This window comes from Haloplanus sp. (assembly GCF_028275055.1).
Classification (GTDB): domain Archaea; phylum Halobacteriota; class Halobacteria; order Halobacteriales; family Haloferacaceae; genus Haloplanus.
Map to the genome: position 1 here is coordinate 12,725 of NZ_JAQCNJ010000039.1, position 18,856 is coordinate 31,580.

The following is an 18,856-nucleotide window of genomic DNA, read 5'->3' on the forward strand; positions in this document are numbered from 1 at the left end:
GGACACCGGACATCACGAGCGATGCGCTTGTCACGATCCGGGCCTCACGGCCGGTATGGAGACCGATGCCGACGACCGGATCGCTGCCGCTGTCGCCGCCCTGTCCGACCGAGCCACGGAACGCGCGGGTGACGAGTTCACCCGAGCGGCGTGGCTTTCCCTCGCGGACCCACGTCCCGAGGCGGAACTGAGCCCGTTCGACACCGACGAACGGGGGTGGGTTGGTGCCGGGCTTCGGTGGCTCGTCGTCGCAGCCGTCGCTTACCGGGTCGCGGGCCGAGACGCCCGCGCCACCCGTCGAGGGGTCGAAGGCATCGCCGTCGCGCGCGACCTGATGACAACGCTCGACGCCCCCGCACAGCAGGCCTGTCTCGCCGAGTTCGTCGCGGACTTCCGCGTTGTCGCCGCGATGGACGGCGTCGACGATGCCTACGCGGACGCCGCCGAGGCGTACCGCGACGCGGGCGAGAACGTCGACGATCCGCGACGGGTCGCGACCAGCCCGTTGTTCAAGGCCGCCGACGAACCGATCAAGCAGGTGGCCCGCGGCCCCGCCAACGGGGAAATCGCCATCGAGTGGGCCGACCTGCACGGGAGCGACCCTGCCGATCCCGGTGCGTTTCTCGCCCGGCGGGCGACGTACAAACGCCAGCGGTTCGCCTCGCTGCTTGACCGCGTCGTCGACGACGGGCAACTGGCCGCCCCACGCGGGACCACCGCCTACGGCGACGACAACCACCGGTGTCCGGACTGTGGGTCGACGGACGTGAACTGGACCGCCGGCCACGTTCTCTGTCTGCGGTGTTCGGCCCCGATGGAACGCGATTAGGCCCGCCCGGCGAAGACGAACTCGGAGCGACTCCCGAGCGGATCGGTCGCCGTCTCCGTCCGTAATGTATCGAATCCTGCGTCGCGTAGGTGATCGAGTGTCCGGTCGCGACCCGGCGACGAGAAGAACATCCGCCCGCCCATCCAGCCCTCCCGCACCGTCTCGAACCGGCCGCTCGGAAGCGTCAGCAGGAGCGTCCCGTCCTGGCTGAGAACTCGGTCGAACTCCCGGTACACCTCGGGTTGCCGGTCGCGGGGCACGTGGAAGACGGCGTGGTACGCGGTGACGGCGTCGACGCTTCCGTCGGCGAGGGGGACGGCCGTCATGTCGGCCTGGACGAGGTGTGCATCGGGGACGGTGTCGCGGGCGAGTTCCAACCCCCGCCGCGAGATGTCGAGTCCGATCCGCTCGCCGGACAGGTTCGCGAGCGTCCGCGCCCCGTCACCACACCCGACGTCAAGCACCGTCGGATCGGGCGGCAGGTCGGCGGTCAGGTCATCGAGCAAGTCGGCGTCCGAGCCGGTCGGGTCGCGCCGCCGAGCGTACGTCTCCGCGATGTCGTCCCACGCCCGCCGGATCGCATCCTGGTCCATAGCTTCCGATCGGACGCCGACGAGTTAGACCCCACGACCGGGCGATACAGAATCCACCCCGCGGTCACCGGGCAGTCGGGGGTTCGATCAGCCGTTACCGTTGCCCTTGTCTTTGTTCTTGTTCTTGTCTTTGCCGCTCCTCTTCCCTTTTCGATTCCCGTTCCCACCCGGCGGGTTCGGCAGGAACGGGTCGTACGTGACGTTTCCGACCACGTCGCTTCGGTCGTCGGCGTCTTGATTGAACGCCGCTTCCTCCGGCCCGTCGGCACTCCCCCACCAGTTGTTCTTCGCGTCGACGGCGGGGTCGTCCGATGGGTCGCGGCTCCCGCCGTCGGTCCCGTTCCGGTTGTTGAGGCCGACCGCGACGAGAAACTGGTTCGGACGGACCGTGAGGCCGCTCCCGTCACCGTCGATTTTCACCGCTTCCGGCTGGATGGTCTCCTCGCTCGTGACCTCCCCGATCACGTTGTGGCTGATCGTCGTCCCCTCGGTCGACGGCGAGGCGACATTGATACCCTGTGTGACGGTGAATCCGAAGTCGCCGTTATCAGACCGGTCCGAGTCGGTGTCGTACGCCGCGACGAGGTCGCGGATCTCGTTGTTGTTGATGTCGACGCCGTCGGTCGCGTGTTGGACGACGATCCCCACGGCGCGACGTCACTTTCGACGTCACGGATCGTGTTGTTGTTGACCGTCGTATCAGTCACGGTCCCCGGATTGCTGTCGTTCGCGTCGAACAGGACGCCGTTGACCGTCGGGAAGCCCGAGTCCTCCGTTGTCCCCTGATCGAGGTTCTGTACGACGTTGTTCGTGATCTCGATTCCCTCGTGGTCGCCCCGGCCGACGATGATGCCGGTCACACCGAGACGGCCGGTCAACCCGACGTCCTCGACCGCGTTGTCCTCGATGGTCGCGTTGTCGAAGCTTTTCTCGATCTTGATCCCGAGCAGGCCGTCCGGGTTCGTCACCGTGAACCCGCGGACGGTCACGGTGGTGGTCGTTCCCGTGTTATTATTATTACGTGGCTCGCACCCACGACCGCATGTCCGAGCAGATCCAACAGGAACTCGATGTCGACCAGTTCACGCTCGGCCTCGTCGGTCCCGAACAGGAGTGGGCCGGGACGGTCGCCGACGGCGGGACGATCCGAACACACACGCCGCCGGCGTGTTGGGGGCCGATGATCACCCCCGAGTTTCGCGGGGGCCACGAGGTCACCCGACCCATCCGGGTCGAGAACGCCGAACCCGGCGACGCGCTCGTCGTCCGGATCAGGGATGTGGAGGTAACGAGCGTCGCGACGAGTACCGGAAGCATGGCCGAACGCGAGGCGGCGTTCGGCGACGACCCCTTTGTCGACCACCGGTGTCCGGGGTGCGGGACGGAGTGGCCCGAAAGCGTCGTCGAGGGCATCGGCGAGAACGCGATCAAATGCGCGGAGTGTGGTGCCAACGCCTCCTCTTTCGGCTTCGAGTTCGGTTACACCGTCGCCTTCGACGACGACCGGTCGGTCGGCCTGACCGTCGGCGAGGAGGGGGCGACCGACCTCGCGGAACGCGCCCGCGAGGCGACGGCGCTCCCCGAGAACTCCCGCCAGCACCCCATCCTCCTGTATAAGCCCGACGAGATACCGGGGACGCTCGGTCACCTCCGTCCCTTCATCGGCAACATCGGCACCACGCCGGCCCGGGAGTTCCCCGACTCGCACAACGCCGGCGACTTCGGCCAGTTCCTGATCGGCGCCGACCACGACTGGGGGCTGCCCGACGAGGACGCCCTCGCCGACCGCACCGACGGCCATCTGGACTCCAACGACGTGCGGCCCGGCGCGACGCTGATCTGTCCGGTGGAGGTCGACGGCGCCGGCCTCTACGTCGGCGACCTGCACGCGAACCAAGGCGACGGCGAACTCTCCCTGCACACGACCGACGTGAGCGGGCGGACAGAACTGGAGGTGGAGGTCATCAAGGACCTCGACATCGCCGGGCCGTTGCTTCTCCCCAACGCCGATGATCTGCCGGATATCGCGAAGCCGTACACGGACGAGGAGCGCGCGACGGGTGCCGAGTTGGCCGACCGGCACGGCGTCAACGAGGTTCGTGACGCCGCCCCGATCCAGGTGATCGGGTCGGGGGCGACGATCAACGACGCCACCGACAACGCGTTCGACCGTGCGGGCCACCTGCTCGATATGAGCGAAGGCGAGGTCCGCGCCCGGTGTACGTTCACCGGCGGTGTCGAGATCGCGCGCCTCCCCGGCGTCGTCCAACTGTCCATGCTTGCGCCGATGGATCGGCTGGAAGACGCTGGCTTGGCCGACGCGGTGCGGGCACAGTACGACCGCTAACCGCCGCGCATCGCCGGAAACAACGCCACCTCGGCGTCCGGCGGGCAGTCGTCGTCAGGCGCGGCCCGTTCGCCGTTGACCGTAACGCGGACGCTCGGTCGGAGGGCACCCGTTTCGTCCACCAGTTGCGACGCCGCGCGTGGGTACGCGTCGACGAACGCTTTCACGACGGCCTTGACGGTCCGATCGGTCGGATCGACGCTTGCTCGTTTCCCGCCGGTCGCCGAGCGAAGCGGTCCGTAGACGAGCAGTTCCATATCCCGTGATGGTGCCTCGTCCTCCTAACTGTGTGGCCGCGGTCCGATCCCGCCCCCACCGACGGATTTTATGCTATCGGCGGCGTTGTCGGCACCGATGAGTACGGAACAGGAGTGTCTCGGCTGTGGCGTCGACTTCGACACAGACGACGGCGTCTGCCCCGAGTGCGGTTGGGACCCCGCCGACTTTGCAGAACAGGGTCGCTACGGACTGGCGAAGTCAGGACACGGCGAGCCAAGCGACGACGGCGACGACGCCGACCGGTCGGGCTCCGTGGGGCCGCCGCCCGGCCCCGGCGGTCTGATTTAGAACGACGACAACGGCGGTCGGTCCTCGGCACGACGGGACTCGTGGAGCGCGTCACAGACCGAGCCTTGACCGCTCATGTTGACCCCGGCCGCTCGGGTCCGGTGGTGGACCGTCTCGAACGCCTCGGGACCGATTGGTTCGCCCGCCGGCGTCCGGAACAGTTCCGGGTGGTCGTCGTCGACGAGGCCGGTCGCGGCCGCCTTCTCCACGTACCGCTCCAGCGGGTCGGCGTCGACGCACACCCCGACCGCGCCCTCACGGAGCCACACGTGGGCGTTGTCGTTCTCGATCATTATATCGTCCCGCGTCAGGGCAACGATCTGGTCGCCGTCGAGGCCAGCATCGAGGAGCGCGCTGGTGGCGTCGTGTTGGCGGGCGAGGCGTGCCTTCTCGTCGAGTTCGGTACGGACCGGTTCGACGCCGCCCTCGGCGTCGGGGAACGCCTCACCGAATGACAGCCCCTTGTTGACGCCGCGGTTGATCTCCCGTTCGTGCATATGCTCACGGAGTTCGATCGTCGCCTCACTCACCCCGTGCAGGCGTTCGATTTCGTCGCGGGCGTCGGTGGCCATCATCCACGCGAACGCCGGCGAACACCACGCCGTGGGGAGCGTCATGGCGACGTGTACCTCGTTGCCGTCGATTCCGATCTCGTCGATATACTCCAGTTCGACGATGGACGTGTCGAGTTCGGGGTCGGTGACGCGGTCGAGTCGTTCACGGATCCGCGCTTCGCTGACCCCGTCCTCGCCGTCGCGTGTGTCGGCCGACATCGGTTTCAGTCGTCCGCGGGCGTTGCACTCCGCCCGTAGTGGTCGCCGAGGCCGAACTCCTTTGTCACGGCGTCCTCGCGGAACTGGCGTTTCTTCTCCTCGATGTCGATGTCGTACAGGTCGGCGGCGTTCTCGCCCATGATCTTCTTTTTGATCTCTATGTCGAGTTCGACGCCGTACTCGTCGCGTTGCTCCTGGGTCAGTTCGGCGTTCATCACCACGTCGACAAGCCAGTCGGGGTTCCAGAGCGCGTAGTCGGAACCAAAGAGGAGGCGGTCCTCGCCCAACCAGAAGAGGAGTTCGCCCATGATCTCGCCGAACTTCCGGGGGCGGTGAACCGCCATGGGTGCGGCGACGGCGAGGCCGCCGTAGACGTTGGGCTCCTGTGCGGCGATCCAACAGAAGTCGTCGAGCCGTGGGAGGCCGACGTGTTCGACGACGAAGTTCAGTTCGGGGAAGGAGGTGGCGGCGTCGTCGACGTCGGCCACGTCGAAGGCATCGCGGTTCAGCGGGCGGATCGTCGGTCCCTTATGTGGGTGGATCTTGTCGATGCCGAGTTCGGCACACTTCTCCAAAAAGCGGAACGACTCCTCGCTGTCGAGACGCCAGCCCTTCGAGTCGCCGTTCCACTCGGCGGTGTACAGTTTCACGCCCTCGATGTCGTACTGTTCTTTCTGCCGTTCCAGTTCCCGCAGGCCGGCCTCGCCGTCACGCGGGTCGAACCGCCCGTTGAGAACGAACCGCTCCGGATACCGCTCGGCCAGTTCGGCGTTGTCACCGATGGTGTTGAACCCCTCCGCGTAGAAGTCCTGCAGATACGTGGGCTGGAAGATACCCATATCCACCGCCGCGTTGCCGAACAGGTCACCGGCCATCCGATCCGCGTCGTACTGCCGGTACTCCTCTAGGTCCCACTGTTTTTCCTCGGGGGTGAACGCCGTGTGGTAATCGTAGAAACACTGGATGAACTGTTCGCCGCCCTCGTGTGTGATGTTCGGTTCGCTCGCGTCCCACAGGTGGAGGTGCGAGTCGATGACGAACACTTCCTCGCCTTCGTACTCGTACATGCGGGAACATGTGAACATTCTTCTATATAACTCCATTACGATTATTTGCGATTATCGGTGGAGCAACATTTTTTACTGCCGGGGTGAAGCCGTCACGTATGCTCGCGGCACGACTCCACGAGTACACGGAGGAGATGAGCGAGGCACTCTCCATCGACGAGGTGGATCGGCCGACGGCCGACACGCCGGACGCCGTCGTCGTCGAGGTGGAGGGGGCCGGGTGGTGCCAGACGGACAACCACATCGTCGAGGGGATGTGGGCGGAGTACGCCCCGCAACCGCTCCCGATGACGCTCGGCCACGAGAACGCGGGCACCGTCGTCGATGTCGGCGAAAACGTCGATATCGTCGACCCCGGCGATCAGGTGATCTGTCACCCGCACGTGACCTGTGGCACCTGCCGCCCCTGCCGCCTCGGCGAGGACATGTACTGCGAGAACGCCCGGTTCCCCGGGCTGACGACCGACGGCGGGTTCGCGGAGTATCTCGCCACAAACGAACGCGCCGTGATCCCGTTGCCCGAGGGGGTCGATCCGGCGGAGATCGCGCCCCACGCAGACGCCGGGATCACGGCGTACCATGCGGTCAAAAAGGCGGTCGACGAACTGAACCCTGGCGACCACGCCGTCGTCATCGGCGTCGGCGGTCTCGGACACATCGGCCTCCAGTGTCTCGACGCGACGAGCGCCGCGGAGATCACCGCACTCGACCTGAAAGCCGAGGCCCGCGATCTGGCCGCCGACCTCGGAGCCCACCACGTCGTCGACCCGTCGAGCGCCGACGTGGCCGCGGAACTCGACGCGATCACCGACGGCGTCGGCGCACGACAGGTGCTTGACTTCGTCGGCGCCGACGTGACGACCGGCTACGCCCCGGACATCACGGCCGCGGGCGGCGACCACCATATCGTCGGTTACGGCGGCCACATTCACGAACCCGCACAGGCGCTCGTCGACGGCGAGTTCGACTACCGTGGGACGCTCGTTGGCCGATACGCCGAGCTACAGGAACTGGTCGCACTGGTCGAACGCGGCGACGTGGCTCTGCGGACCTCGCGGCACGACCTCGGCGACATCAACACCGTCGCCGAACGTCTCGAACACGGCGAGATCGAGGGTCGTGCGGTGGTTATCCCCTGACCGATCGCTCCCGTCGGTGACGGGGGCGGTGACCCCGCCGTACACGGCACGCACGACGCGGCCTCGACCCGACACCACCGCGCGAGGCGACATACCGTCCCCACTCCGAGTCACTCCACCGAGTCGAGTATCTCGACCTCCCCCGAGTTCGAGAACCGGTAGCGACGCCCGGTCCACTCGAACTCGTCGATACCTACGGCCACGATGATGACGACCGGAAGCACAAGCAATCCGGGGTACGCGTACAGGAAGTTCACCCGTCCGAGGCCGAACCGGGCGTACACGGCCGCGAACCCGACCGTCACCGCGACCGCTGCCCCGAGTGGAAACAACACGCCGCCGGCAAGGAACGCCACGCTGAGTACGATTCCCGGTAGCCACCTCCCGTTGACGCCACCGATGCGAGTAAACCGGACCAGTCGGTGACGGACGCTCCGGGCGTCACCGGGAACCTCGACGTGAGTCACCATCGACCCGACGGCGTGGACGTGTGGCAGACGCTGTGTCAGGAGGTAATCATCGCTCAGAACCTCCCGTAACTCCTCCACGAACTCCGACACCGGCACGGTCAACTCGGATCGCGTGAACACGACGCCACCGCCCCACGCGGTGTCTTCGACCCCGCCCAACTGCAGGTAAACCAGGAGCGTGAACAGGGCCCCGTACCACGGCTCGAACAGCCGCCACCAGCCACCTCCGGTAAAGAACGGAACGGCCGTCGCCGGGCCGTGTGTCTCGCCGGCGGCGACGAGCCGATCGAGCCAGTTCATATCCCGCTCGAAGTCGTCGTCGGTCCAGACGAACCGGTCGTGGCGGGCGGTGGCCATGCCGTGTGCGAGCGCGTTGGCCTTCCCCGAACAGCCGTCGGGCTCCCCGGCGGTCAGTATTTTGGCGTTCTCCGGTGGTTCGTGGCTCGCGACCGGATCCTCCTCGGCGTCACAGATGACGAGCAGTTCGTCCTCCGGGGTCAACTGCGCGGCCACCTGCTCACAGGCCGTGTTCCACTCGACCGTCGGCAACAGCACACTCACCGGGTCGCGATCTGACATCGATCGTAGTCGGTGATGTGGCCGACACGACTTCAATATTGTTCGGGTCGTGTGAGAGCGGCCGCCACGTCTCATACGGGGTTCGAACCCCCGTTTGGCCCGGACACACCCCATCGCGATCCGACCGCTTCCGTTGTCCGGACGCGCGTCGTAGCGTAGCGGGTCGTGTACCACCCGGCCGGAGACGGCGGGACGTCGGTAGAGCTAACGGCATCGGTGCCTATGGCCGACCATGTCGATTCCGAGAGCACGAACCGTCCGGTGCCGACACGCGACGGCCCGCGTCGCCGCTCCGACCGCTCACGACACGACGGAACTGCCATGACGGACTTACTCGCAAAGATCAAACGCGATGGTCCGGCGATGGCGCTCGCCGCCGTCGGCGTTCTGGCAGTCGTCACCGTCGGCATCGGTATCTTTGTCGCCTCTATCCGCGTTCTCCTGCCGGCGACGTACTCATTGTTCCCCGGCATCGATCCGACGACCCTCGCCGCCGCCGTCGGCTTCGGTCCCGCCGCCGTCTACGGCATCACGGTCGCCGTTCTGATCCGGCGGTACGTCGTCTTCGGCGACTGACGGGCGGTTACCCGGGCGCCCCCTCGGCTGACAGGGCACGGTTGCGTCACGCCCCGACCGACCGATGGTCGGACATTTATGTGACCGTGGCGGCGTCTGGTCGATCACCGCGATAGGCTCCCTCCGGGAGCGTGCGGGAACCTGCGACGGCCAATCACGACGAACGAGTACCCGTCCGGGGCCATCGGATAGTTACTGCCCGTCTTCCCCGTGGTCACCCTCGACACACAGAGCATATTTCGCCTGCTCACCGGGGTCTGTAACCCGTTGGTCCGCCGCCGATCGCCTACTCGCTCCGCCTCGCCGGCCGGCACCGGCGCGGACCGGGGCGCTGAGTCGACGCGCCAGCAAGCGGCCGTCCGTGGGGTCTTTGCCCGGCCGGCCTCAGTCACCGGCATGGCAGACGCCCGCCGCGACGGGGCTCTCGCACTCGCCGCTTTCGCCGTTCTCGTCACCACCGGCGTGCGCGGTGTCGGAGTCGCGCCGTTCGTCCGGCCGGTCGCCGTTGCGGCCGGCATCGGTGCAGCCGTCGCACTCGAGTGGTGCTTTCTCGCCTCGTCGACGCTCGCCGCCGGGTGGGAGCGCCGGGGCGTTCCCCTCGCCACAGCCGGGGTGTTCGTCGTTGCCGCCGCCGCGCTCATCTCCCATGTCCCGTGGCTCGTCGGCGCGGCCGCTTGGGGACTGGTGGCCTATCTTTGTCTGCTCGGGTGTATCCGTCTCGGCTGGGGAAACCCGGTGGCACGTCTGGTCGCATCCGACCGTCGGTAGCCCCACCGCCCGCCATCGGCTTTCAACGCTGATAGTTCGTGCGACATGTTTATGTATGCCACACTATGTCATGTGAGCGAGCACGCGCGCTGCCAGCCGGTCAGGCACGGTCCGCACATGGTGGCGGTTCGAAATCACACCAGAAAGATATGCCAGACGAACTTACCGCCCGGACACTCGAATCACTGCCGACCGGTGCAGCCATCATCGACGAGGATCGAACGCTGATCGCGTCGAACGCCGCGTGGACGGAGTTTCTCGACACCACCGGCATCGACCCGTCGGTCGAACGGACGGTGACCAACTACCTCGGGACGCTCGTCAGATCTTACGACGGGCCACCGCCGACGGATCCCAGCGAGAGCGACTCCCTCGCGATCACGCTGACGCTTCCGTACCAGGCGAGCGACGACAACCGCACGCACCGCCTGCGGATCGAGACATTTGCCTACGACGACGACGACTGGTACGCGAGTCTCAGCGTCGCCGACCGACGGTCGCCGGGGTGGTCTCAAACCCAACTCAAAGAACGCACGATGGACGAGGCCCCCGTCGGGATCACCATCTCGGACTACACCGTTCCCGACAACCCGCTTATCTACGCTAACGCCGCGTTCGAGCGCATAACCGGGTACGATGTGATGTCGGTTCTCGGACGGAACTGTCGGTTTCTCCAGGCGCGGTCGACCGCCCTCGGGCCGGTTACCCGGTTCCGCGAGGCTATCGAGGACAACGAGTCGACGACGGTCGAACTCGTCAACGAGCGCAAGAACGGCGAGCGGTTCTGGAACGCGGTCACGCTCGCACCCCTCCGGGACGACACCGGCACCGTGACGAACTGGGTCGGGTTCCAACAGGACATCACCGCACGCAAGGAGGCCGAACAGGCGCTCAGCACCGAGCGTGACCAGTACGCGCTCCTGAACCAGATCGTCCGCCACGACATTCGAAACGACGCGACGGTCATTCGTGGGTGGGGAGCACAGCTCAGCGACGACGTGTCCGAGGAGGGAGCGGAGGCACTCGACCGCATCATGGGGGCGGCGACGCACACGCTAGAGCTCACGGAAGCGGTTCGCGACCTCGCCACCATCGTCAGCACCGACGACCCGGCGCTCGAACCGATCGCGCTCACCGATATCCTCGACAAGGAGTTCCAGCGCATCCGGTCGAACTTCGATTACCAGGCCGACTCGCTGTCGTTGCGGGTCGATGGGACGCTCCCGGATGTCGAGGTGTTGACGACACCGCTCCTGTCGTCGGTGTTCACCAACCTCTTCGATAACGCCGTCTTTCACAACGACGCCGACGAAATCCGGATCACCGTCTCGGTCGACGCCAGCCCCGACACGGTTCGTGTCCACGTCGCCGACAACGGCCCCGGCATCCCCGACAGCCGGAAAGACGAGGTGTTCGATCGGGGCGAGCAGGGGCTACAAAGTTCTGGAAGCGGCCTCGGACTGTATCTGGTCGACCGGTTGGTCGAACGGTTCGGTGGGGACGTCCGACTCGCGGACAACGATCCACGCGGAACAGTCATCACCATCGAACTCCGACGAGCCTGACATGCGACCGATCTTCCCCCCACCTTCGGTCGCGAGGCGGGCGTCGTCCCACCGGAGGGACGTATGTCGCTGAAGCGGTTTTTCGACCGGATCGACGAGTCGCGGCGGTCTCTGCTTGTTGCGAACCGGTCGAGTCCCGATCCGATCCAGAACGCCATCGAAGCGACCTTCGACGACCAGCCGGTGCAGGTCGGCGAACGGACCGTCCCCGACGTCGATGCCGACACCGTTCTTCTGGTCGACGACAGCGAGATACTGGCGACATCACCTCTGTCGGCGCTCCGTGACACCATCGTCACGGTCAACTCCGATCTGTACAGCACCGGCGCCAAGCGACTCGAAGACCTGGATCTGCCCACGGTGCTCGAACAACTCGACGATATCCGGTTCACGCTTCGTGGCTATCCGAAGTCCCACACCGAAAAACTCCTTCTCATCGTTATCTCGCGGTATATCGAACGGGTCGCGTGGCGTGCCGGTCAGGGCCGCCATCGGGCGTCGTTCCAGTCTCTCTCCCGGATCGAGGACGAACGCGGCACCCGACGGGTGTACGAGCGTCTCGGCGACACGGACGTGGATGTCCACGTCTACGGCCTCCCCGACTGGGACCCCTCCAAACGTCTCGAGGTGACGACCCACGCCGGCCACGGTAGTGACTTCCGGGATTCGTGGTTCGTTCTGTTCACGCCGTCGCCGCCGTCGCCGGGCACGGACGCCCCCGACCCGCCGCGGACGGACCACGGCCCGGTCGCACTGCTGGCGATCGAAACCGAACCGCAGGTGTGGGAAGGCTTCTGGACGTTCGACCCATCGCTCGTGGCCGACCTGAACACGTACATCGCCCGGGAGTTGTGACCCGATCGCCCTCCCATCTGTCGGGCGAACGTTCCGGCTCGGGTGGGGGGCCGCCACGCGCCGGGGCCGACGGGGCCGACGGGGCCGACAGGGCCGGCCCAAAGAGCCATTACCGCTCGCGCCCAGAATGGAGCCGTGCTTGATCCGTCGGAGTACGACGTCCGGGAGCTCCGCTCGGTCGCCGATCTGGAGGGCATCGACGCCGAGACGGGTGTCAGCCTCCCGCGGGCGACGGGCTCAGAGTACCGGCCGCCAGCGCCGGACGAGCCCACACACGAGCAGTGCGAGGCGCTGGTTGCGGTCGGCGGTGTCGATCCTGACCGCCTCGGCGAGCGCCCCTACCTCCCGACGTTTCCCGACTCGGACGCGGCCCGACGGGTCGGTCGCGATTGGATCGCCTACCTCGTCATGACCGCGGGCGACCGTCCGACACGGAACGCCATCGCCCGTTACCGCGCGCTCGGCTGGCTCGGCGAGCACGCCGAGACGACACTCGACAACCGGGTCGACGACGCGGTCGCCGCGCTGGAGCCGGGCGACGGATCGCTCGACCGTGCTGACCACCTGTTGAGCTTCGCACACATCATCCGGCTGCTCGGCGTCGACAACCGGTAACGGCCGTCTCATTTATACGACTGGTGGGCGAACCGCCGGTCGTATGAGTGAGGGAGCGACGGAACAGACGGACGACGACACGACAGGCACGGCCGACCAACCCGACGACGCCGACCCGGACACCGACACGGGCGACGAAGCGACAACGGACGACACCGACACGGCCGCAAGCGAGGGGGCCGGGACCGACGCCGACACCGACACCGACCCGGCAGCGGTCGGCGTGAAACTCGGGAGCACCCGGACGGTGGTCGCGATGCCCGGGACCGACGGCGTCGAGACGGTCCAAACGCTGACCTGTCTGACGACCTACGAGGACGTCCTGACCGGCGAGGAGCAGGTACTGTACGGACAGGAGGCCGCGACCGAGTACCCCGACAGCGTGCGATTTATGTTGCGATCGGGGTTGCCCGAGGACGACGAGAGCGCCGGCCTCGCGGAGACGTTTTTTTCCACGTTCGTCGAGTCGAACGCCGTCCCCGAGGAGAGCGTCGTCGTCTACGCCGTTCCGACCCTCGACGAGGCGCAGGGCCGTGAGAACCTCACCGCCGTTGTCGAGGGCGCACCCATCGGGGAGGCGGGCCTGCGTAGCTACCCCGAGTCGCTCTGTGCGTCGATTCCGGCCCTCGGCGATGGACTCGACGCCGTCGAAAAGACCTTTCTCGGCGTCAACCTCGGGTCGACGAATCTCGAAGCCAGCGCGTACCGCCGTGGCTCACAGCTCCAACGGTACGCCACCGGGAGCGTCACCGGCAACGAGGTCGACCGCACCATCGCCAACTACGTCGAGGAGGAGACACAGGGGCGGGTCAACATCGACCGGACGACCGCCCGCGAGTACAAGGAAGCCCACGCCGACTTCGTCGACTACGACCCCTTCAGCGATATCGTCCAGCAACCCGGCGGCGGCACCCACGAGTTCACCATCGAGACGTCGGTGATGGACGCCGTCGACGAGTACGTTGACGACGCCGTCGACGAACTCGCGAACGCGTTTCTCCCCGAACTCGCCAACAACAACCTGAAGGTGTACCGACGGGCCCTCGAATCGCCCATCGTGCTCACGGGCGGGATGACCGCCATCCCGGGGCTTGTCGACGAAATCGAGCAGCGCCTCTCCGACGAACTGAACCAGGACGTGACCTGCATCGCCGCGGACGACCCGGCGACCGCCGCCGCACGCGGCGCCCAGCGCATCGCGACGCGGCTAGCCGCCGACGGGGCGTAGCTCTCTGCGGCCGCACGGACCGGGTGCGCCGTCGCGACGGCAGAACGCGTGACCCACATGGATTCATGACTTCAATTCTGAGAATCGCGTCGAACGTTTAAGTACGATCGGGCGGCAGGTCGCAGTATGTCGGACGACGTGGGGACGACGTCGACGACCGACCGGGTCTCGTCTCCGGAGTCGGTGCGGCCCACCGGGTACGCCACCACGCTCGACCGGGTTCTGTACGCCCTCTTCGCCCGCCACGCCGACGACCGACGCCACGTTCGCGATCGAAAACGGTACCACGGTACCGACCTCCGTCTCAGCTTCGACGTGTATCTCGCCCGCGTCTACGGCCTCTCGTGGGCCGTCGCGCTGGCCACGACTGCCCCCGCGGTCGGCGTTGCGGTGTTGCTCGCGGACGCGCTTTCCGGGCCGGCCGCGGGGATGGCTGTCGCCCTCCCGTTCGCCCGGTTCGGTCTCCCAACCCCGTCCCCGACCCTCGTCATGGTGGTGGCGGCGCTGGTTGGGGGTGGGACGGTCAAAACCGCGGTCGTCCGTCTTGGCGGTCAGTACCTGCGGTGGATGGCGAACGCACGACGAGCCGACATCGAGCGGACTCTCCCCGGCGCGGCCCGGTATCTTCACGTTCTCTCCTCGGGCGGTGACGGTCACCGCGCGATGCTCCGGAAGGTCGCCGACACCGACCCCTACGGGGAGACCGCGGTGTCGATCCGGGCGGTGTTGAACACCGCCTCGCTGACGGGAAGTCTCCACGAGGGGCTGCGGCGCGTCGCCCGCGATACCCCTTCCCGGGATCTACTCGCGCCGTTTCTCCTGAAGTTCAGCGAACACGCCCAGCAGGGCGAGTCGGAGCTCGCAAACTACCTCCGGATGGAGAGTCGAATGCTCGCCCACCGGCAGGACCGCGCCCGACAACGCGCGACCGGACTGCTCGAACTCCTCTCGGAGGTGTTCATGGTTCTGCTGGTGTTGCCGACGCTGCTGGTGATCGTACTGACCGTTCTCGCGATCATCTCGCCTAGCCTCTCGACGCCGGTCGTGACGCCGCTCGGGACGACCACACCCCGGGCGATGATCGTTTACACCAGCGCCTGCTTCGTTCTCGGCCTCGGCCTCGGCGCGAGCATCGTCGTCGCCGGCCTCCGCCCGCCCGGACAGACCGTCCACTACGACCGCCCGCGCGGTGCCGCCGCGACGCTCCTGACCGCCACCCGAAACCCGGCAAGCGCCGCCGTCGTCGCCGCCGTCCCCGCAGCTGTAGCCGTCGCGGCGCTCCATGCCGCCGGGGTTGGTCCCGTCGACGTGTGGCTCCTGGGCTACGCCGCCTACGCGCTCCCCGTCGGCGTCGTCGGTGTCCGGCGCGCCCGCCTCGACGACGCGAAGGACCGCGAGATCAAGGATTTTGTCCACGCCGTCTCCGGTCACGTCAACCTCGGCCGCCCGTTCCCGCGGGCGGTCGAACTCGTCGCCAACGACGTGGACTTTGGCCCACTCGATCCCGACGTGGCCGACCTTGCCCTGAATCTGGGGTTCACAACCCCCGAAACGGGCGCCGACGAGAACGCCCGTGCCGCGGCGCTCGACCGGTTCGTCGAGGGTGTCGGCACACCACTCGCCGAGCAGACGGTCGGGCTGGTGACCGGCGCTCTCGACGCCGGGAGCGACGCCGGCACGGTCTTCGATACGCTCCAGACGGAGATCGGACGCCTCTACCACGAGAAACGGGAGCTTCGGGCCAACCTGCTCGCGTACGTCGCTGTCGGGTGGACGACCGCACTGCTCGTCATTGGCATCGCTGTCGCCGTCGGCCTCCACGTCTTCGACGGCTTCGAACAACTCGCGACCGTCCGCGGCGCGGCCGGCCACGTGATCGAGGGATCGGCGATCGATATCGATCGCGAGCGCTACCGACTCTACGCCGTCACCCAAGCGACGATGCTGGCGTCAGGGTGGTTCGCCGGGACCGCCAGCAGAGGCCGGTACGAGGCGTTGTTACACTCCGGCGCGCTCGTCGCCGTCTGTCACGTCGTCTTCGCAGGGGTGGGGATGATATGACCGACCGCGGTCAGTCGGCGATCATCGGCGTCGCCGTGTTGCTTGCGGTGACCGTCGTGAGCATCACTGCGCTGACTGTCGCTGTCGGCTCCGTCGTTGAGGAGAGCGCGACCGCCGCCGAAACTCGGGGCGTCGCCTCGGCGATGGACGACGCTCTCGACACCGAGCGAAGCGGACCTCACGAGCGGCGCGTACCCGTGGCAGAGGGACGACTCCGAACCGTCGAGCGCACGGTGCGACTTCTTGACGGCACGGAACCGGTTGTCGAACGATCGGTCGGTGGCCTCGTGTACGCCGCCGGCGACCGCCGGGTTCGCTACGTTGCCGGGGCAGTCGTCCGCGACACCGGCAGCGGCACCCGCCTCCATGCACAGCCGGCCGTTTCAACCCGTGAACGGACGCTGTTCGTCGGTCTGCCGGTTCTCGGGACCGACGCCGTCGCCGTCGACGGCGACGCGACGGCCGTTCTTCGGACGAACGTGACCCACGAGCGCCGGCACGTCTCCGGTGGCGGCTTCGGTCTCGCGGTCGAGACGCGAACGCCCGGCGTCTGGGAGCGGCGGTTCGACGCCGTTGGCGCGACGACGACCCGCCACTCGTTCGACGACGACGGCGTCCCGAGCGTCGTCGCTCGGTTCCCGAATACCGAGGACGTGTACGTGTTCGTTCACCACCTGAACGTGGAGGTGGGCGGATGACCCGCGATCCCGATTTCGATCCCGACCGTGATCGGGCGGTGACACCCGTCGTCGGTAAGGGACTGGAAGCCGCGATCGTTCTCCTCTACGTCGCCTCGCTTGTCGCCGCCCTGCACGGCGGCGTTCTCCCCGACTACCGGACCGCGACCGCCACGGAGGTCGGCGACCGAACCCTCGCGTCGGCCGCCGACCGGGTTGAGACGTCGGTCCCGCCGCCGGCAACCGCCGTCGATGTGACCCGGGCGGTTTCCCTCCCGGAGACCATCGGGCGGTCGACATACCGGATCCACGCGGTCGACAGGGCGCTTGTTCTCGACCATCCCGACCCGGGCCTCGGCGGCCGGATCCGTTTGTCGCTCCCCGACCGGGTCGTCACGGTCGAGGGATCGTGGGAGAGCGACGACCCCGCCCGCGTCAGCGTTCAGGGCGAGGCCGATCGTATCCGGGTGATCCTCTCGTGAGGGGACAAACCAACCTGCTCGCCCTCGCCGTCGCGCTCGTTCTTCTGACCGGCGCGACGGTTCTCGGCGTGGCGTTCGCCGACGCGGCGCTTGCCGAGGCCGACCGTGATCCGGTCGAGCGCCACGCCGCCCGTGCGACCGCCGACCGACTGGTTGCCGCCGCCGCCCCGACGACCGTCCGAGCGAACGCCCTCGACGCCGCGGCGGTCGACGACCTGAACGCGACGCGTCTCGACGGTCTCTCGCCCCCGGCCGCCGGCGCCGATGTCCGGGTCGCTCTCGACGGCGATCCGGTCGTCGTCCGTGGCGCGCCCGGCGGCGGGACGACCGTCCGGCGGAGCGTCGTGGTCGTCTCCCGAGCCGGCGAAACCCGGCGCGCAGACGACGTGGAAAACGGATCGGCGATCCGTGTCCCTCGAGGTGTCGACCGGGCGACCGTCGACCTCGACCCCGGGCCGAACACCACGGTCCGAACCGTCCGGGCGAACGGGCGCGTCGTTCTCCACGACGAGAACGGGCTCACCCCGGCCGCGACGGTTCGGCTCTCCCGATACGAGCGGACCGTCCTCCGGGTCGACGCCGGCGCGAACGCCACCGGACGCATCACCGTGACGTACCGGCCCGTGACCGCCGAGCCACGGACCCTGACGGTGACCGTCGATGCGTAGGGGACAGCTCTCCTTGTCGGTCGTTGAGGCGGCCATCGGGGTCTTTCTCGTGGTCGGCGTAGCCGCGGGATTCACCGCCGGCGTGACACCGACGCCCTCGCCCGAGCCGCGACTGGACGTTCTCGCACACGACACCGTGACAGTTCTCGGCTCGGAGCCGACGGCCGACGGCGACGCCGCCCGGCTGGTGGCGCTTGCACGAACGCCGGCGTCGTTCGACGAGGCCCGCGAACCGACCCGTGACCGGATCGAGCGCCTGCTTCCGGCGGATGTCGCCTTCCGAGTCATCACGCCACACGGCGCGTTCGGATACCCCCGGCCGCCCGAACGGGCTGTCGGATCGGCGACGGCCCTGACACGACACGGCCCGGTCACGGTCAGGGTGTGGTACGGATGACACCCCGGCGGGGGCAACTCGTTCTCCTCGCGGCCGCCGTCGTCGTCACCGCGCTGGTGCCGATGTTGCTGGCGTACGCCCAACTCGGCTACACCGCCGACACGACGACCACGCTCGATGCACGGACGACCCTCGCCGACGCCGAACGATCCCTCGAACGCTCTGTCGGTGACGCGACGACGGCGCTCTCGGACCGAGCCGAGGCCGGTAGACACGCCTTTCTCGCCGATCTGGTCGTCGCCCGTCTCGCCCCGACACGAGAACGGATCGAGTCGTCGGGTACGGACCGCGGCCACGCCGTCGCCGTCACCCGCAACACCACCGCGGCGACCGACTGGGCCGAGCGGGCGTGTCCCGGCGGCGAGGCCCGCGACTTCGGCGACTGTGTCGTCACCGATGGAGTCGTCACACAGACGCGGGCCAACACGACCGTTCTCGTCGCCGTCGCCGTCGACGTACGCGTCACCGCCCCAGACGGTACCGCCGAGGCGACGTTCGTGATCCGGGGTGTCCGGGGGACGGTTGGCCGAGCGCGGTCGGTCGCCCGGGCGACGACCGCCGACGCGGGTCGTTCTCCGACCGGCTTATGAGTCTCGCCCC

The 18,856-nt window shown here is 67.7% G+C and carries 22 protein-coding genes; 16 read left to right on the forward strand and 6 right to left on the reverse strand.

Annotated elements, in window-relative coordinates; all coding sequences use genetic code 11:
• Positions 1-55 precede the first annotated feature (55 nt).
• Positions 56-829 (forward strand): hypothetical protein, encoded by a 774-nt coding sequence (locus Q0925_RS05000; RefSeq protein WP_299332426.1) that lies wholly within the window; start codon positions 56-58, stop codon positions 827-829.
• Here the strand turns inward: Q0925_RS05000 and Q0925_RS05005 are convergent.
• Positions 826-1,422, reverse strand: a complete 597-nt coding sequence (locus Q0925_RS05005) for a class I SAM-dependent methyltransferase (RefSeq protein WP_299332427.1) — start codon at positions 1,420-1,422, stop codon at positions 826-828. The genes Q0925_RS05000 and Q0925_RS05005 overlap by 4 nt on opposite strands.
• An 87-nt stretch (positions 1,423-1,509) precedes the next feature.
• Positions 1,510-2,070, reverse strand: coding sequence for a hypothetical protein (locus Q0925_RS05010; protein WP_299332430.1), 561 nt, complete (start codon positions 2,068-2,070; stop codon positions 1,510-1,512).
• A 394-nt stretch (positions 2,071-2,464) separates the two neighbouring features.
• On the opposite strand from Q0925_RS05010, the gene Q0925_RS05015 reads away from it, so the two are divergent.
• Complete coding sequence (locus Q0925_RS05015) at positions 2,465-3,769, forward strand: acetamidase/formamidase family protein (RefSeq protein WP_299332431.1); 1,305 nt, start codon at positions 2,465-2,467, stop codon at positions 3,767-3,769.
• Here Q0925_RS05015 and Q0925_RS05020 read toward each other — a convergent pair.
• Positions 3,766-4,026 carry a MoaD/ThiS family protein gene (locus Q0925_RS05020; RefSeq protein ID WP_299332433.1) on the reverse strand — a complete coding sequence of 87 codons (261 nt, stop codon included), beginning with the start codon at positions 4,024-4,026 and terminating at the stop codon, positions 3,766-3,768. The two genes, Q0925_RS05015 and Q0925_RS05020, sit on opposite strands and share 4 nt — an antisense overlap.
• Before the next feature lie 97 nt (positions 4,027-4,123).
• Between Q0925_RS05020 and Q0925_RS05025 the strand changes: the two genes are divergently transcribed.
• Positions 4,124-4,336 carry a hypothetical protein gene (locus Q0925_RS05025; protein WP_299332435.1) on the forward strand — a complete coding sequence of 71 codons (213 nt, stop codon included), beginning with the start codon at positions 4,124-4,126 and terminating at the stop codon, positions 4,334-4,336.
• On the opposite strand, the gene Q0925_RS05030 is transcribed toward Q0925_RS05025, so the two are convergent.
• Together Q0925_RS05030 and Q0925_RS05035 are read right to left on the reverse strand one after the other, a co-directional pair.
• A complete protein-coding gene (locus tag Q0925_RS05030; RefSeq protein ID WP_299332436.1) occupies positions 4,333-5,109 on the reverse strand; it encodes a metal-sulfur cluster assembly factor in 777 nt (258 codons plus the stop codon). The two genes, Q0925_RS05025 and Q0925_RS05030, sit on opposite strands and share 4 nt — an antisense overlap.
• A gap of 5 nt (positions 5,110-5,114) precedes the next feature.
• Entirely contained in the window at positions 5,115-6,176 is a 1,062-nt protein-coding gene (locus tag Q0925_RS05035; RefSeq protein ID WP_299332438.1) for an amidohydrolase family protein, read from the reverse strand.
• A 98-nt stretch (positions 6,177-6,274) separates the two neighbouring features.
• On the opposite strand from Q0925_RS05035, the gene Q0925_RS05040 reads away from it, so the two are divergent.
• The gene (locus tag Q0925_RS05040) at positions 6,275-7,315 is read left to right on the forward strand and encodes an NAD(P)-dependent alcohol dehydrogenase (protein WP_299332439.1); all 1,041 of its coding nucleotides are present in this window, start codon (positions 6,275-6,277) and stop codon (positions 7,313-7,315) included.
• A 110-nt stretch (positions 7,316-7,425) separates the two neighbouring features.
• Here the strand turns inward: Q0925_RS05040 and Q0925_RS05045 are convergent, their stop codons facing one another.
• On the reverse strand, positions 7,426-8,364 hold the full coding sequence (locus tag Q0925_RS05045) for a glycosyltransferase (protein ID WP_299332441.1): 939 nt from the start codon (positions 8,362-8,364) through the stop codon (positions 7,426-7,428).
• A gap of 321 nt (positions 8,365-8,685) precedes the next feature.
• On the opposite strand from Q0925_RS05045, the gene Q0925_RS05050 reads away from it, so the two are divergent.
• From Q0925_RS05050 to Q0925_RS05105, 12 genes are all read left to right on the forward strand, one after another.
• Positions 8,686-8,940, forward strand: coding sequence for a hypothetical protein (locus Q0925_RS05050; RefSeq protein ID WP_299332443.1), 255 nt, complete (start codon positions 8,686-8,688; stop codon positions 8,938-8,940).
• 396 nt (positions 8,941-9,336) lie between these two features.
• Positions 9,337-9,708, forward strand: a complete 372-nt coding sequence (locus Q0925_RS05055) for a hypothetical protein (RefSeq protein WP_299332445.1) — start codon at positions 9,337-9,339, stop codon at positions 9,706-9,708.
• 149 nt (positions 9,709-9,857) lie between these two features.
• Positions 9,858-11,273, forward strand: coding sequence for an ATP-binding protein (locus tag Q0925_RS05060; RefSeq protein ID WP_299332447.1), 1,416 nt, complete (start codon positions 9,858-9,860; stop codon positions 11,271-11,273).
• A 63-nt stretch (positions 11,274-11,336) separates the two neighbouring features.
• Positions 11,337-12,128, forward strand: coding sequence for a DICT sensory domain-containing protein (locus Q0925_RS05065; RefSeq protein WP_299332449.1), 792 nt, complete (start codon positions 11,337-11,339; stop codon positions 12,126-12,128).
• A 135-nt stretch (positions 12,129-12,263) separates the two neighbouring features.
• Positions 12,264-12,743, forward strand: a complete 480-nt coding sequence (locus Q0925_RS05070; protein WP_299332451.1) for a FlaD/FlaE family flagellar protein — start codon at positions 12,264-12,266, stop codon at positions 12,741-12,743.
• A 43-nt stretch (positions 12,744-12,786) separates the two neighbouring features.
• Entirely contained in the window at positions 12,787-13,971 is a 1,185-nt protein-coding gene (locus tag Q0925_RS05075; protein ID WP_299332453.1) for a rod shape-determining protein, read from the forward strand.
• A gap of 126 nt (positions 13,972-14,097) precedes the next feature.
• Complete coding sequence (locus Q0925_RS05080) at positions 14,098-16,032, forward strand: type II secretion system F family protein (protein ID WP_299332455.1); 1,935 nt, start codon at positions 14,098-14,100, stop codon at positions 16,030-16,032.
• Positions 16,029-16,730 (forward strand): DUF7289 family protein, encoded by a 702-nt coding sequence (locus Q0925_RS05085; RefSeq protein WP_299332457.1) that lies wholly within the window; start codon positions 16,029-16,031, stop codon positions 16,728-16,730. The genes Q0925_RS05080 and Q0925_RS05085 overlap by 4 nt, the downstream gene beginning before the upstream one ends.
• Positions 16,727-17,191, forward strand: a complete 465-nt coding sequence (locus Q0925_RS05090) for a DUF7266 family protein (protein ID WP_299332459.1) — start codon at positions 16,727-16,729, stop codon at positions 17,189-17,191. Before Q0925_RS05085 ends, Q0925_RS05090 begins: the two co-directional genes overlap by 4 nt.
• Positions 17,188-17,859 carry a DUF7263 family protein gene (locus tag Q0925_RS05095; RefSeq protein WP_299332462.1) on the forward strand — a complete coding sequence of 224 codons (672 nt, stop codon included), beginning with the start codon at positions 17,188-17,190 and terminating at the stop codon, positions 17,857-17,859. The genes Q0925_RS05090 and Q0925_RS05095 overlap by 4 nt, the downstream gene beginning before the upstream one ends.
• Positions 17,852-18,256 carry a DUF7262 family protein gene (locus tag Q0925_RS05100; RefSeq protein WP_299332464.1) on the forward strand — a complete coding sequence of 135 codons (405 nt, stop codon included), beginning with the start codon at positions 17,852-17,854 and terminating at the stop codon, positions 18,254-18,256. Before Q0925_RS05095 ends, Q0925_RS05100 begins: the two co-directional genes overlap by 8 nt.
• On the forward strand, positions 18,253-18,846 hold the full coding sequence (locus Q0925_RS05105) for a DUF7261 family protein (protein ID WP_299332466.1): 594 nt from the start codon (positions 18,253-18,255) through the stop codon (positions 18,844-18,846). Before Q0925_RS05100 ends, Q0925_RS05105 begins: the two co-directional genes overlap by 4 nt.
• Positions 18,847-18,856: the final 10 nt, after the last annotated feature.